This window comes from Nocardioides terrae (assembly GCF_900112345.1).
Classification (GTDB): Bacteria; Actinomycetota; Actinomycetes; order Propionibacteriales; family Nocardioidaceae; genus Nocardioides; species Nocardioides terrae.
In genome coordinates, this window is record NZ_FOLB01000001.1 from 465709 (window position 1) to 478525 (window position 12817).

Below are 12817 nucleotides of genomic sequence, written 5' to 3' on the forward strand. Positions count from 1 at the left end.
CGCCCAGCCTACTGAGGTGGCCTCTTCACCTGCCGGGGCCCGGCCGGCAGGTCCAGCGGCTCGGGCGCCGGCGTGGTGGCGTCGAGGTCCAGCCAGCCGTCGTACTCGTCGATGAGCATCTCCAGGACGAGCTCGGGCGCGTCGCTCAGGACCGCCCACGGGTGGTCCTCGTCGTCGTCCTCGCCGTGCAGGCGCTCGCGCACGATCTCGGCGTCCCAGCCGTCCGCGCGCAGCCGCGTGGCGACCGCCACGGCGTCGTCCTCGTCGAACAGGATGGCGCGGAGCCGCCGGCCGAGCTCGGCCAGGAGCGCGTCGACCTCGGGCAGGAAGGGGCGGTCGGCGTCGAGCCAGCCCGGGCCGTCGAGGTCGTCGAGCTCGTCGATGCCCAGCCACCTGACGGTGTCGTGCGAGGGGTCGCGCTCGACCGGCTCGGGCTCGCCCTCGACGATCCGCGCGGTGGCGACCCGCAGCACCAGGCTGTCGCTGACGGGGACGGTCGCGGTCAGCCAGCCGGTCACCTCGACGGTGCAGCCGAGCTCCTCGGCGATCTCGCGGACGAGGGCATCCTCGGGCGACTCCCCCGGCTCGACCTTGCCGCCGGGGAACTCCCACCCGCCGGCGAGCCGGGGCGGCGCCGTGCGCCGGGCGGCGAGCACCTTGCCGGCCCGGACGATGGCGGCTCCGACCACGATGTCCATGGGTGGTGAGGGTAACCGCTGGGTCGCCACGGTTAGATCGGAGTCGTGACCCTCCAGCTCACCCGGACCGAGGAGAACGCGGCCGAGATCGACGCGCTGACGCAGGCGCTGGCGTCGTACGGCGGCGGACGCGTCGGGCTGGCGCCGCTGCTCGCCGACCTGCCGCAGCGGATGCACCGCAGCTTCGCGCCCGGCCGGGCCGTCTCCCGCGCCCTGGCCTGGGAGCCGGCCGACGACCTGGACCCGCTGTGGTGGCCGCAGGGCGTCACCAACTCCTACCGCACCCAGGTGACCCGCGAGATGCTCATGGTGTCGTGGTACTCCAAGGCCGGGGAGGGCGCGCGGATCTCGGTGATCGACCTGGCCACCCAGCGCTACCGGCACGTGCTGCTGGTGACGCCGACCGCGTCCGGCGGCGTGAAGCCGGTCCGGGCCCACGCCGGCGGGATCGTCTGGCAGGGGCCGTTCCTCCACGTGGCCGCGACCGCCCGCGGGGTGCTGACCTTCCGGCTCGACGACCTCATGCTCGACCCGTCGGAGAAGCACGGCTACCGCTACCTGCTGCCGGTCCGCTACTCCTACCGCGCCGATGCGCTGGAGGGCGTCGAGGGACTGCGCTACTCCTTCCTGTCGGTGGACCGGTCCGAGCGCGAGCCGGCGCTCGTCGTCGGGGAGTACGGCTCGACGAAGCAGACCCAGCGACTCGCGCACTTCGGCCTCGACTCGGTGTCGGGCGTGCTGGCCGCGGGACCCGACGGCGTCACCCGGCCGCTCCGCATCGACGAGTCGGGGCAGGCGCAGATGCAGGGCGCGTCGGTGGTCGAGGGGCGCTACTTCGTCACCGTGTCGCACGGTCCCTGGGGGCTCGGCTCGGTGCTGAGCGGGCTGCCGGGGTCGTTCCGACGGCACCGCTGGGCCACGCCGATGGGCCCGGAGGACCTCTGCTACCACCCGCCGTCGGGGTCGCTGTGGTCGGTCAGCGAGCACCCCGGGCGGCGGTGGGTGTTCGCGATGGAGCGGTCCTACTTCTCGGTCTAGCTTCTCGGGAGGCGGGCGAGCTGGCGGCTCTGCGCGACGAGGCGGCCGGCGGAGTCCCAGACCTCGCAGTCCTCCTCGAACATCCCGCCGGCGACGTTGCGGGTCGCGTGGCGCACCTTGAGCCAGCCCTCGGCCGGTCGGGCCCGGACGTGGGCGGTGAGCTCGAGGGTCGGCGCCCAGCCGGGGCGGCCGAGGTCGAAGGTCACCGGTGGGAGGAGGTCGACGATCGTGAGCAGGCTGATCGGGTCGGGCTCGCGGCCGTGCTTGAGCCGGAACCATGCGCTGATGACGCCCCGGCCCGACGGCTCGCCCACGGCCCAGCCGATGTGGTCGGGGTGGAAGAGCATGTCGAAGCGCTCCATCATCGGCGCGAGCCGCTTGACGTCGTCGGGCGCCATCGAGTTGGGCACGCAGCGGTCGCGCGGAGGCAGGTCGGGCTCCTCGGCGGTGGTCTCGACGCCGTCGGGGAGCGCGCTCAGGTCGCCGTACGTCGCCAGGGCGGTGAGCCGCGACTGCTCGCTCTGCCACAGCTCGGCCGCGACGGTGGCGACCGAGCCGCCGTCGCGCTTGACGGTCGTCGTGATGCGCGCCGGTCCCGGCGTGCTGGCGCTGAGGTAGTAGGCCGTGACGCTGATCGGGTCCGGCTTGCCGGGCACCGTGGCCCGGACCGCGTTGCCCATCGTGGAGAGCAGGTAGCCGCCGTTGACGCCGCCGCCGACCACCCAACCGGCGTCGAGGCGGGCGTCGAAGGTCCTGGCCGTCGGATCGCCCGTGGGCACTTCCGTCACGGCGATGTGGTCGTCGTACTCGCTGGTAGCCACGAATCGCAACCTATCGGTCACCGCGGTGCGGGATGCTGTGGGTATGCATGGACGACGGCCCCGCTCCGTCTACGACGCCGGCCAGGAGCCCGACCCGCGCTTCAGCCTCGCGAACGAGCGCACCTTCCTCGCCTGGATCCGCACCTCGCTGGCCATCGTGGCGGGCGCCGTCGCGCTGCACTCGCTCGAGGTCCCCGACACCGTGTGGGTGCGGAAGGTCCTGGTCGCCGCGCTGCTCGCGGTCGCGTGCCTGGTCGCGGTGACCGCCTCGACCCGGTGGGCGCGGACGGAGCGGGCGATGCGGCTGCGAGAGCCGCTGCCCGGCTTCGGGCTGGTCGGCGCCTTCTCGGGCGCGATCGTGGTGGTCGCCGTTTTGCTCGCGGTGGCGTTCGTGGTGATGTGAGTGGCGGCCGAGGAACGGGGCCGCGCTGACTTCGTGCGTGTCGTCGCGATGCTCGACGACCCGGACCCGATCGTCCGCGCGGGCGGCGTCATGGAGCTGCCGGAGCTCGTCGCCGATCCGCCGTCCGACCTGGTCGCCAGGGTGGTCCTCCTGAGCGACGACGCCGATGACGAGGTGCGTGACGCCGCCTGCTTCGTGCTCGGCACGCAGTGGGACCAGCGGGACTCCCCCGCGCTCCGCAAGCTCGTCCTCGGGCACCTCGAGGGCTGGGCGGACGACGGCGCGCCGGACGCACTGGCGGAGGCCGTACGCCGCCTCACCGATCCCGCCGGCCCCGGCGACGACCTGTTCGCGGGCGTCGCCGAGCTCCACCGGCGCCGGAGCCGCGACGAGGACGAGAGCGACGTGATCGGCTGGTGGCGTCTGATGGACAGGATGCTGGACCTCGCCCCGCACCGTGGCCACGAGTTCCTGGACGGCACCGACCGTCACCTCGAGGGCGACCCGGCGGCCGGGCGGTGGCTTCGCGAGCAGTCGGCTCTGGCGTCGTTAGTGGCGGCGACGGAGGCTTGAGTCGACGCGGGTCGCTGCCTCTGAACAGCCCTCTGACCTGCAGCAACAGGACTGTCGGTGGCCTCTGGTGTGATGGTGGTATGTCGATCTCGGTGCTCGCCTCCCCTCCGGGGGAGCCTGGTGACTCGTCGCTGGATGCCAGCGGCGACGTCTTGGCGGCGCTGCGGGCATCGAGGCAGCGCGAGGCCGCCGAGCAGGTCCTCCAGGCCCGGCTGGCGTTGGACTACTGCGCGTTCAACTCCCCGGACTCGCGCCATCCGGCCGCGACGGTGCCGGGCACCGAGGGTGAGCTGGCCCTGGCCGGGGAGGGCGCGCCCGGGGTGGCGGAGTTCGCGGTGGTGGAGTTCGGTGCCGCGGCCGGGATGTCGACCGACGCCGCGCGTCTCCACCTCGGCCGGGTCCTCGAGCTCGGCCACCGGCTGCGCCAGACCTGGCGCCGGGTCCGGGCCGGGCAGGTGCCGGTGTGGCGGGCGCTGCGGATCGCCGACCTCACCCAGTGCCTGCCGCCCGAGGGCGCGGCCTGGGTCGACACCCAGGTCGCACCGGTGGCCGGGCGGGTCGGGCCACGTGTGCTGGAGCGGCTGGTCGAGGAGGCGATCGTCCGGTTCGACCCCGAGACCGCCGCCCGCACCGCGCTGGAGGCCCTGGAGACCCGGCACGCCACGGTGACGGTCGAGCAGCACCTGTCCGACCTCGGTGCGGCGGCGTTGTCGACCGGCCGGGTCGATGCGGTCCTCGACGTGGCCGACGCGCTCGACCTCGACACGATCCTCGCCGAGCTGGCCGCCGAGCTGGCCGCGGCCGGTGACACCGACCCCCTCGACGTACGCCGGGCCAAGGCGCTCGGCCTGCTCGCGCGCGGTGAGGCCGTCGACCTGCCCCACGGCGTGACACCGCGGCGCCGGCGGGCGGTGGTGCTCCACGTCCACCTGGCCGAGGCCGCGCTGCGCGGCTACGGCGACGGGATCGGCGAGCTCACCACCGACACCGGGCACCGGCTCGGTCTCGTTACCGTCGAGCAGGTCCAGGAGTGGTGCGGCACCACCGGTGCGACGGTCACCGTGAAGCCCGTGCTCGACCTCGCCGAGACCCTCACCTCGACCGGCTACCAGCCCTCGACCCGGCTGCGGGACCAGGTCGTCGCCGCCCATGTCGGGTGCGCCTTCCCCCACTGCCACCGCCCGGCCGACAACCTCGACCTCGACCACATCGTCGAGCACGCCCAGGGCGGCCCGACAACCAGCGACAACCTTGCCCCGCTGTGTCGAAGACACCACCGCGCCAAGACCTTCGGCCACTGGACCTACCTCAGGCTCGGACCGGCCGAATACCTCTGGACCAGTCCCCACGGCTACCAGTGGGTCAAGGACACCGACGGAACCCGAGACGTCTCCCCCGACCTCCGCAACACGGGGTGAGCTCTTGCGGAAGCGGGTGCCCGCGGCGTTCCGTATGGTCGGTTCCATGACCGACGTGTCACAGCCGCCGCGGAACCTGCAGCCGCCGCCCGGGCTCGTGGAGGCGTTCCGCGCCTACGAGGCCGCGCTGATGGCCGACGACCGCGCGACCCTCGACCGGCTGTTCGCACCCGGTGAGACGACGCTGCGCGGCGACGCGGCCGGGCTGCTCGTCGGGCACGACGCGATCGGCGCCGCCGCCAGCGGCGGCGAGCAGAGCACGGCGCAGCAGCGCCGGCTCGTGCAGACCCACGTCCAGACCATCGACGACGATCACGCCCTCGTCGTCGCGGTCACCGAGCCGGCCACGGGCGGGCGCGGCCAGCAGACCCAGCTCTGGGCGCGCGTCGCGCACGAGTGGCGGATCACCGCCGCCCACATCTCCGTTCCCGCGCCGGCGCTGGACAGGAGCGTGTGGCGGATCGTGGGCGACCCGCTCGTCCCGAGCACCGACCCCGACGGCACGCTGTCCGGCGAGACCGTCGCCGTCAAGGACCTCTACGCCGTCGCGGGCCAGCGCATCGGCGCCGGCACCCCGGAGTGGCTCCAGCACGCAGCGCCGGAGGCGGAGCACGCGGACGCCGTACGTCTGCTGCTCGACGCTGGCGCCGAGATCCGCGGGATCGCGCGGACCGTCGAGCTCGCCTACGGCCTGACCGGCGCCAACGCGCACTACGGCACGCCGCCCAACCCGCGCGCTCCGCACCGGCTGCCGGGCGGATCGAGCAGCGGCTCGGCCAGCGCCGTCAGCCTCGGCCACGCGAGCATCGGCCTCGGCACCGACACCGCCGGGTCCATCCGCGTGCCGGCCGCCTACCAGGGCCTCTTCGGGATCCGTACGACGACCGGTGCCGTCCCGACGGGAGGCGTGCTCCCGCTGGCGCCCGGCTACGACGCCGTGGGCTGGCTGACCCGCTCCGCCTTCCTGCTGCGTGCGGTCGGGGACGTGCTCCTCCCCGATCAGGCCACCGGCGGCGACGAGACGCTGGTGGTCGTGCCCGAGCTGCTCGGGCTGGCGGCACCCGATGTCGCCGAGGCGATCCGCGCGTGGATCCCCGAGGGCGCCCGCGAGGAGCACTGGCCGCTCCACCGGCTCGACGACTGGGTCACGGCGCTCGCGACGGACCAGGGCGCGCGGGCCTGGCAGGTGCACGGCGAGTGGCTCGCACCACGCATGGACACGCTCGGAGCCGACGTACGCCAGCGGTTCGAGAACGCCTCCCGGATCACCCCGGAGCAGGCGGAGGCCGCCCGCACGACGGCCGCCGATGCCGGCCGGATGGTCCGCGACCTCGTCGGTGACCGGATCGTCGTCTTGCCGAGCGCACCCACGGTCGCGCCGCACCCCGGCGAGCACGTCCGCGGCACGACCCGCCGGCTCACCTCGCTCGCCACCCTCGGCGGGCTGCCCGCCGTCAGCCTCCCCCTGCGGACGGCGCGGGGCCTGCCCACGGCCGTGTGCCTCGTCGCCGCGCCCGGCCGTGACCGCGATCTGCTCGATCTGGCGACACGACTGAGCGAGGTGAACGCATGAGCGAGCACGAGTGGCTGCAGCAGGCCGTCGACCTGGCCGTGGCCAACGTCGCCAACGGTGGTGGGCCGTTCGGCGCGGTCGTCGTGAAGGACGGCGACGTCGTCGCTACGGGGCAGAACCGGGTGACGGCCGACCTCGACCCTACGGCGCACGCCGAGGTGCAGGCGATCCGCGCGGCCGCCAAGGTGATCGGGGACTTCTCCCTCGCGGGCTGCGTCCTCTGCAGCTCGTGCGAGCCGTGCCCGATGTGCCTGGCCTCCGCGCTGTGGGCGCGCGTGGACCGGGTCGCCTATGCCGCGACGCGCGACGACGCGGCGGCGGGCGGCTTCGACGACCGCGAGTTCTACGGCCTCTTCGCGCGGGACCGTTCGACGTGGACCACCGAGGTCGGCGTCGTCCCTCTCGACGACGCCACCGCGCCCTTCGACGCCTGGGCGGCGTACGCCGACCGCGTCGACTACTGAGCCAGCGCCTGAGCCGCGGCGGCCAGGTCGTCGACGCCGCGGGCGAGCTCCTCGGGCCGGTCGGTGGCAAGGTCGAGCTGGAACCCGAAGAGGCTCGAGTCGACCAGCGTGACGATCCGGCCGACCCTCTCCTGCGGCGCACCACAGCGGACGAGGTAGCCGCGCAGCGCCCGGATCCAGCGCTCGTTCGCCTCCCGCACGGCGGAACGGTAGGGCTCCTGCCCGATCAGGCCGGTCGCCGCCGCCTGCACGTAGATGTCCAGGCAGCCGTGCAGCGGCTGGCGCTGGTAGGCCTCCCACAGCCTGTTGACGCCGGCCCGCACGCCGTCCGCCGGCGGGAGCGCGTCGATCCCCGCGATGGACCGCTCCTCGGTCCGGGTCACGACCGCCGTGACGAGCCCGTCGCGGCTGCCGAAGTGGTAGAGCAGCATCCGGTCGCTGGTGCCGATCGCGGCGGCCACCGGGCGCAGGGTCAGACCGATCAGGCCGTGCTCGAGGACGTGGTCGGTGACCAGGTCGAGGAGCTCGTCGCGGCGGGACACGGAACTCATTGTGCACCGCGATGTAGCGAGTGCTACAGTCGGGTCGTGTAGCGACCGCTACACACAGCCCTTCCGGAGACACGATGTACGCCGCCCTGCTCCTGCTCAGCGCGATCGGGATCGAGGTCGGCGCGACCGCGTCCCTCCCCCGCACGCGCGGGTTCCACGACCCGACGTGGTCGCTCGCCGTCGTGACCGGCTACGCCGTCTCCATCTGGCTGCTCTCGATCGTCGTGCGGACGGTGCCGGTCTCGATCGCCTATGCCGTCTGGTCCGGCGTCGGGACGGCGGCCGTCGCGGTGATCAGCTACCTCTGGCTCGGCGAGTCGATGACCTGGGTCAAGGCGCTCAGCCTGGCCCTCATCGTGGTCGGCGTGGTCGGGCTCAACCTCGCCGGCAGCGCCCACGCCTGAGCGCCGAGCCCGAGTCGCGCGGAGCCCGAGTCGCGCCGAGCCCGGGTCGCGCCGACCCTCAGACGGCCGCCGCGGCCGCGCGCCCGGCCGTCCGCCCGCTGAAGAGGCAACCGCCGAGGAAGGTCCCCTCGAGCGCGTTGTAGCCCATCATCCCGCCGCCGCCGAAGCCGCTGACCTCGCCGGCCGCGTAGAGCCCCGGGAGCGGGACCCCGGCCGAGGTCAAGCAGCGTCCCGACAGGTCGGTCTCGAGCCCGCCGAGCGTCTTGCGGGAGAGGATGTGCAGCTTCACCGCGATCAGCGGCCCGTGCTCGGGGTCGAGGATCCGGTGCGGCTTGGCGACCCGGGAGAGCTTGTCGCCGCGGTAGTTGCGGGCGGCGTACACCGCCGTCAGCTGCGCGTCCTTGGCGTAGGGGTTGGCCACCTCGCGGTCGCGCCTCTCGATGATCTCGCGCAGCGCCGCCTCGTCGACCCGCGGCCCCTCGGGCTCACGGTCGGCGAGCCGGTTCATGCCCGCGACGAGCTCGGTCAGGCTGTCGGCGACCACGAAGTCCTCGCCGTGCTCCATGAACGCGTGCACCGGGCCGGGGCCCTTGCGCGCCCGGTCGATGACCCCGCGCACCGACCTGCCGGTCATGTCGGGGTTCTGCTCCGAGCCCGACAGCGCGAACTCCTTGTCGATGATCGACTTGGTCAGCACGAACCACGAGTAGTCGTAGCCCGTCGCGCGCAGGTGCTTGAGCGTGCCGAGGGTGTCGAAGCCCGGGAAGAAGGGCGCGGGCAGCCGCTTGCCGGCCGCGTCCAGCCAGATCGACGAGGGCCCGGGCAGGATCCGGATGCCGTGGTTGGCCCAGATCGGGTCCCAGTTGCGGATGCCCTCGACGTAGTGCCACATCCGGTCGTCGTTGATGATCCGCGCGCCCGCGTCCCGGGTGATCCGGATCATCCGCCCGTCGACGTGCGCGGGCACACCGCTCACCATCGACCTCGGCGGCTCCCCGAGACGTGCGGGCCACGCCTTGCGGACCAGGTCGTGGTCGCCGCCGATGCCCCCGCTGGTCACGATCACCGCCTGCGCGCGGAGCTCGAAGTCGCCGACCTCGACCCGGCTGCTCGCGTAGCCGCGCTCGATCGACGACGGCTCCAGCACCTTGCCGCGTACGCCGACACAGGTGCCGTCCTCCACGAGCACCTCGTCGACCCGGTGCCGGAACGCGAACCTGATCCGACCGGTCGCGGCGTGCTCGCGCACCCGCCGCTCGAACGGCTCCACGATGCCCGGGCCGGTCCCCCACGTCAGGTGGAAGCGTGGCACCGAGTTGCCGTGCCCGTCCGCCCGCCCGTCGCCGCGCTCGGCCCAGCCGACGATCGGGAAGACCCGGTGGCCCATCCCACGCAGCCACGAGCGCTTCTCGCCGGCCGCGAAGTCGACGTACGCCTCGGCCCAGCGGCGGGGCCAGAGGTCCTCCTCGCGGTCGAACTGCGCGCTGCCCATCCAGTCCTGGAGGGCGAGCTCGTGGGAGTCCTTGATGCCCATCCGGCGCTGCTCCGGGCTGTCGACGAAGAAGAGGCCGCCCAGGCTCCAGAAGGCCTGCCCGCCGAGCGACTGCTCGGGCTCCTGGTCGACGAGCAGCACCTGCTTGCCCGCGTCCGCCGCCTCGGCCGCGGCCACGAGCCCGGCCAGGCCGTGACCGACGACGAGGATGTCAGTGCTGGAAGGGGCCTCCGCGCTCATGGCGGACAACCTACCGCCCGGTAGTGGCCCGTGGCGGTCGGCTCAGCGCGACGCCCAGTCGGCGCGCAGGATCGAGTAGAGGAACCCGTCGTGGTAGGCGCCCTCCCTCCACTGGGCGCCGCGCGTGACGCCCTCCTGCCGGAAGCCGACCTTCTCCAGCGCGCTCTGCTCGGCGAGGTTCTCCACATCGGTGTGCGCCTCGATCCGGTTGACGGCGGTGTGCAGGAAGAACAGGTCGACGAGCTGCCGCTGGGCCTCGGTGCCGGCGCCGCGACCGCGCGCCGCGGCGGCGAGCCAGATGCCGATCATCGGGTTGCGCGACTGCGCGTTCGGCCCCCAGCGCTGCCACACCCAGCTGACGTTGCCGAGCACGGCGTCGTCGTCCGCGATCGTCAGCCCGCCCAGCTCCGCGGTCAGCGAGGGGTCGTGCGCCGAGCTGCGCGGGGCGCGGGGGCCGAAGCTGTCGTACGGCGAGTCGCCACCGTCGAGCAGCGGGAGGTCGGCCTCCGTCACGGGGCGCAGGCGAACGGTCATGCGCGCAGGCTAGCGTCCGGCGCCGTCGACGAGGTCGAGCGCCAGCCGCCTGGCCTGCTCGAGCCGCTCGTCGTCGTCGAAGAGCCGCGACAGGGCGTTCGCGTTGGTCAGGTAGGCGTCGAAGCGGAAGGCGTCGCCCGCCGGGTCGGCGGAGCCGGCCCCGGCGAACTCGGCCTCCAGCGTCTCCACCCACTCGCTCTTCATCCGCCGCACGGCGTCCGCGACCGGACCCGACCGGCCGCCGTACTCGACCGTGACCGCGGCGAAGAAGCAGCCACCGGGGAAGGCGTCCGACCGGTAGTAGTCGATCCAGGCGGCGAGGAGCGCGCGCAGTCGCGGAGCGCCGGGCGGGTGCTCCCAGGCCGGGCGGACGACGAGGGCGATGAAGATCCGGCGCGCCTCGGCCACCGCTGCGACCTGGATCGCCTCGCGGGTGGGGAAGACGGTCAGGATGCCGCTCTTGCTCAGGCCCGTCTCCTTGGCGAGCCCGCCGACGGTGATCGAGTCGAGCCCGGTCACGGTCGCCGTCATGGCAGCGCTGCGGGCGACGGCGGACCGGGTCGCGTCCCCTCGTGCGCGGCGTCCGTCGATCATGCCTCGACTATACGACCGGCCGGACGTATAGTCACGACGAAGACATTACGACCGATCGGTCGCATACCTGAGGAGCACTGATGACCACCCTGCTCGGCCCCGCCGACAGCACCGACACCACCGAGGGCGTCGTACGCCGTCGACGGATCTACCTCGACGACATCGACGGCTACGGGATGCTGAACAACACCGTCTACCCGCGGATCTTCGACCAGGCGATCCTCGACTTCTGGATCGATGCCGGCTGGCGGCTCGACCGTTCGACGTCGGTGCTGGCCGTGCGGGAGATGAGCGTCGAGTACCACCGGCCGGTCCTGGGGATCGGCGATGTCGACGTGCAGATCTGCATCGTCCGCGCCGGACGGACGAGCGTCACCTACCGGCTGCGTCTGCTCTCCCCCGACCACGCGGTGGTCCACGCGGAGGGCACCCGCACCGTGGTGAGCCTCGATCCCGCGACGCTGCGGCCGACGCCGCTCGACGAGGAGATGTGGGCCATGGCCGCGCCGCTGCTCGGTGCCGGCGTGGCCCCGCCGAGCGCCTGAGTCAGACCCACGCCAGGAGTTCGTCGAGCGGCGGAGGGACGGCGTCGAGCGGGACCGACTCGGCGAAGAGCCGTCCGTAGCGCGCCTTGCGGCCGCCCTTGGTGCCGGCGAAGCGACGCAGCTGGTCCGCCAGGGCGCGATCACGCTGCGCCGGCTGCTGCTGCAGGATGCGGAACGCCGGCAGCTCGCCCGCCCGCTCGATCATCGCGAGGTAGCCGTCGGGGCCGAGCACGCGCATGAACTCGTCCTCCAGGTCCTCGACGCAGGCGAAGAACCCGGCCGCCGCCAGCGGCTCCGGGGAGCCCTCGCGGCGCAGCCCGACCCGCTCCAGCCCACGTCGCACGAAGTGCTGCTCGCGGGCGTCGTAGAGGCCGCCGAGCCGGACCCCGCGGTTCGCCAGCGCGCTCAGGTGGTGACCGATGTTGGTCGCCCCGCCCATCGACACGACGTCGACCCGCTCCGCCGCGAGGTCGCGTCCGCGGCGGCGGGCGACGGTCTCGACGGCGACCTTGTCGCTCTCGCCCTCCACCAGCAGCACCGCCCGCGCGCCGGGATGGAGGTCGACGTGCATGGTCAGACGAGGTTGAAGGGGAGCCCGTCCGGCACCTGGTCGACGCTGTCGGAGTAGGCGTGCATGGCCGCCGTGGCGGCGCGGAAGTAGGTCGAGATCTCGGCCGCGGCCGGCTGCGGGATGGCGACATCGACGAGCGCGCGGTCGAAGAGGGTCAGGCACGCCTCATAGAGGTCGGGGTGGTCGCCGTTCCCGGCGTGCAGGCGCTGCATCGACGACTCGTCGCCGTAGCCGGCGCTGTAGAGCGGCGGTCCGCCGAACGCCTCCGCGAGGTAGGCGGCCAGCCGCTCGTCGTGGTTCGGCATCGTCATGTGCTCGAACGGATGCCCTGCCAGCGGGTCGGCCGTGCAGAGCTCGTGCCAGTGGTGGCACAGCTCCAGGATCGCGTCGAAGCAGCCGGCCCGTGCGTACAGCGTCGGCGCGGCATCTGTCAGGTCGGCCGGATCCAACGGGGCACCTCTGCGAGGTAGGAGGTGTAGGAGTCGCCGAAGCGGGCGGTCAGGGCCCGCTCCTCGGCCGGGATCTGCACGCGGTCGATGACCGCCACGAACGCGGCCAGCGGCAGCTGCGTCATCCAGCCGCCCCGCGCGACGGCGTGCGCGGCGAGCAGGCCGGCCATGCCGACGTACATCGGGTTGCGGGTGAGCTTGAAGACGCCCTCGGTGACGAGGGTGCTCGCGCGGCTGGGGTCGATCGGGTTGACCGTGGTGTGGTGGCGGTGGAAGCGCTGGTTGGCCAGCACCAGCATCGCGACCGACGCGCTGGCGAGGGCGGACCCGGCGACGAGGTGGCGTGCTCCGCGGCGCCCCTTCGGGGCGAGGAGGTGCTGGGCGAGCAGGCCCGCGGCGAGGTACGCCGGCGGCGGGATCTTTGGCATGGCCACACGGTGCCACGCCGA

At 73.4% G+C, this 12817-nt stretch carries 17 protein-coding genes; 8 read left to right on the forward strand and 9 right to left on the reverse strand.

Going from position 1 to position 12817, the window contains the following annotated elements; translation table 11 throughout:
• Positions 1 to 8 precede the first annotated feature (8 nt).
• The gene (locus tag BM236_RS02250; RefSeq protein WP_139229999.1) at positions 9 to 698 is read right to left on the reverse strand and encodes a (deoxy)nucleoside triphosphate pyrophosphohydrolase; all 690 of its coding nucleotides are present in this window, start codon (positions 696 to 698) and stop codon (positions 9 to 11) included.
• A 45-nt stretch (positions 699 to 743) separates the two neighbouring features.
• On the opposite strand from BM236_RS02250, the gene BM236_RS02255 reads away from it, so the two are divergent.
• The gene (locus tag BM236_RS02255) at positions 744 to 1736 is read left to right on the forward strand and encodes a hypothetical protein (protein WP_091119645.1); all 993 of its coding nucleotides are present in this window, start codon (positions 744 to 746) and stop codon (positions 1734 to 1736) included.
• On the opposite strand, the gene BM236_RS02260 is transcribed toward BM236_RS02255, so the two are convergent.
• Positions 1733 to 2557, reverse strand: coding sequence for a thioesterase family protein (locus BM236_RS02260; RefSeq protein WP_091119648.1), 825 nt, complete (start codon positions 2555 to 2557; stop codon positions 1733 to 1735). The genes BM236_RS02255 and BM236_RS02260 overlap by 4 nt on opposite strands.
• A 43-nt stretch (positions 2558 to 2600) precedes the next feature.
• Here BM236_RS02260 and BM236_RS02265 point away from each other — a divergent pair, with 43 nt between their 5' ends.
• From BM236_RS02265 to BM236_RS02285, 5 genes are all read left to right on the forward strand, one after another.
• Entirely contained in the window at positions 2601 to 2960 is a 360-nt protein-coding gene (locus BM236_RS02265) for a YidH family protein (protein ID WP_091119650.1), read from the forward strand.
• The gene (locus BM236_RS02270) at positions 2961 to 3533 is read left to right on the forward strand and encodes a hypothetical protein (RefSeq protein WP_091119652.1); all 573 of its coding nucleotides are present in this window, start codon (positions 2961 to 2963) and stop codon (positions 3531 to 3533) included.
• 80 nt (positions 3534 to 3613) lie between these two features.
• Positions 3614 to 4951: an HNH endonuclease signature motif containing protein gene (locus tag BM236_RS02275; protein ID WP_091119654.1), complete on the forward strand. Its 1338-nt coding sequence runs from the start codon at positions 3614 to 3616 to the stop codon at positions 4949 to 4951.
• Between the two features lie 46 nt (positions 4952 to 4997).
• Positions 4998 to 6524 (forward strand): AtzH-like domain-containing protein, encoded by a 1527-nt coding sequence (locus BM236_RS02280; protein WP_091119996.1) that lies wholly within the window; start codon positions 4998 to 5000, stop codon positions 6522 to 6524.
• On the forward strand, positions 6521 to 6988 hold the full coding sequence (locus tag BM236_RS02285; RefSeq protein WP_091119656.1) for a nucleoside deaminase: 468 nt from the start codon (positions 6521 to 6523) through the stop codon (positions 6986 to 6988). Before BM236_RS02280 ends, BM236_RS02285 begins: the two co-directional genes overlap by 4 nt.
• Here BM236_RS02285 and BM236_RS02290 read toward each other — a convergent pair.
• The gene (locus BM236_RS02290; protein WP_217645185.1) at positions 6982 to 7539 is read right to left on the reverse strand and encodes a TetR/AcrR family transcriptional regulator; all 558 of its coding nucleotides are present in this window, start codon (positions 7537 to 7539) and stop codon (positions 6982 to 6984) included. The genes BM236_RS02285 and BM236_RS02290 overlap by 7 nt on opposite strands.
• Before the next feature lie 74 nt (positions 7540 to 7613).
• Here BM236_RS02290 and BM236_RS02295 point away from each other — a divergent pair, with 74 nt between their 5' ends.
• Positions 7614 to 7943: a DMT family transporter gene (locus tag BM236_RS02295; RefSeq protein WP_091119660.1), complete on the forward strand. Its 330-nt coding sequence runs from the start codon at positions 7614 to 7616 to the stop codon at positions 7941 to 7943.
• 58 nt (positions 7944 to 8001) lie between these two features.
• Here BM236_RS02295 and BM236_RS02300 read toward each other — a convergent pair whose 3' ends face one another.
• Genes BM236_RS02300 through BM236_RS02310 form a run of 3 tightly spaced genes read right to left on the reverse strand, consistent with a single transcriptional unit; the run spans position 8002 to position 10803 of the window.
• On the reverse strand, positions 8002 to 9675 hold the full coding sequence (locus tag BM236_RS02300) for an FAD-binding dehydrogenase (protein WP_091119662.1): 1674 nt from the start codon (positions 9673 to 9675) through the stop codon (positions 8002 to 8004).
• A gap of 42 nt (positions 9676 to 9717) precedes the next feature.
• Positions 9718 to 10209: a GNAT family N-acetyltransferase gene (locus tag BM236_RS02305; RefSeq protein ID WP_091119664.1), complete on the reverse strand. Its 492-nt coding sequence runs from the start codon at positions 10207 to 10209 to the stop codon at positions 9718 to 9720.
• Between the two features lie 9 nt (positions 10210 to 10218).
• The gene (locus BM236_RS02310) at positions 10219 to 10803 is read right to left on the reverse strand and encodes a TetR/AcrR family transcriptional regulator (RefSeq protein ID WP_091119666.1); all 585 of its coding nucleotides are present in this window, start codon (positions 10801 to 10803) and stop codon (positions 10219 to 10221) included.
• A gap of 80 nt (positions 10804 to 10883) precedes the next feature.
• Between BM236_RS02310 and BM236_RS02315 the strand changes: the two genes are divergently transcribed.
• Positions 10884 to 11348: an acyl-CoA thioesterase gene (locus BM236_RS02315; protein ID WP_091119669.1), complete on the forward strand. Its 465-nt coding sequence runs from the start codon at positions 10884 to 10886 to the stop codon at positions 11346 to 11348.
• Position 11349: 1 nt separating this feature from the next.
• Here the strand turns inward: BM236_RS02315 and BM236_RS02320 are convergent, their stop codons facing one another.
• From BM236_RS02320 to BM236_RS02330, 3 genes are read right to left on the reverse strand one after another with little or no spacing between them, the layout of a single operon-like run.
• Positions 11350 to 11919: a TOPRIM nucleotidyl transferase/hydrolase domain-containing protein gene (locus BM236_RS02320; RefSeq protein ID WP_091119670.1), complete on the reverse strand. Its 570-nt coding sequence runs from the start codon at positions 11917 to 11919 to the stop codon at positions 11350 to 11352.
• A 2-nt stretch (positions 11920 to 11921) separates the two neighbouring features.
• Positions 11922 to 12368, reverse strand: a complete 447-nt coding sequence (locus tag BM236_RS02325) for a truncated hemoglobin (RefSeq protein ID WP_217645186.1) — start codon at positions 12366 to 12368, stop codon at positions 11922 to 11924.
• Positions 12350 to 12796, reverse strand: coding sequence for a methyltransferase family protein (locus BM236_RS02330; protein ID WP_091119673.1), 447 nt, complete (start codon positions 12794 to 12796; stop codon positions 12350 to 12352). The genes BM236_RS02325 and BM236_RS02330 overlap by 19 nt, the downstream gene beginning before the upstream one ends.
• Positions 12797 to 12817 lie beyond the last annotated feature (21 nt).

Coding starts and splice junctions, on each gene's coding strand:
- BM236_RS02320 (WP_091119670.1), bottom strand. CDS start 11,919: ATGCACGTCGACCTCCATCCCGGCGCGCGGGCGGTGCTGCTGGTGGAG.
- BM236_RS02265 (WP_091119650.1), top strand. CDS start 2,601: ATGCATGGACGACGGCCCCGCTCCGTCTACGACGCCGGCCAGGAGCCC.
- BM236_RS02305 (WP_091119664.1), bottom strand. CDS start 10,209: ATGACCGTTCGCCTGCGCCCCGTGACGGAGGCCGACCTCCCGCTGCTC.
- BM236_RS02275 (WP_091119654.1), top strand. CDS start 3,614: ATGTCGATCTCGGTGCTCGCCTCCCCTCCGGGGGAGCCTGGTGACTCG.
- BM236_RS02315 (WP_091119669.1), top strand. CDS start 10,884: ATGACCACCCTGCTCGGCCCCGCCGACAGCACCGACACCACCGAGGGC.
- BM236_RS02250 (WP_139229999.1), bottom strand. CDS start 698: ATGGACATCGTGGTCGGAGCCGCCATCGTCCGGGCCGGCAAGGTGCTC.
- BM236_RS02330 (WP_091119673.1), bottom strand. CDS start 12,796: ATGCCAAAGATCCCGCCGCCGGCGTACCTCGCCGCGGGCCTGCTCGCC.
- BM236_RS02280 (WP_091119996.1), top strand. CDS start 4,998: ATGACCGACGTGTCACAGCCGCCGCGGAACCTGCAGCCGCCGCCCGGG.
- BM236_RS02285 (WP_091119656.1), top strand. CDS start 6,521: ATGAGCGAGCACGAGTGGCTGCAGCAGGCCGTCGACCTGGCCGTGGCC.
- BM236_RS02310 (WP_091119666.1), bottom strand. CDS start 10,803: ATGATCGACGGACGCCGCGCACGAGGGGACGCGACCCGGTCCGCCGTC.
- BM236_RS02300 (WP_091119662.1), bottom strand. CDS start 9,675: ATGAGCGCGGAGGCCCCTTCCAGCACTGACATCCTCGTCGTCGGTCAC.
- BM236_RS02295 (WP_091119660.1), top strand. CDS start 7,614: ATGTACGCCGCCCTGCTCCTGCTCAGCGCGATCGGGATCGAGGTCGGC.
- BM236_RS02290 (WP_217645185.1), bottom strand. CDS start 7,539: ATGAGTTCCGTGTCCCGCCGCGACGAGCTCCTCGACCTGGTCACCGAC.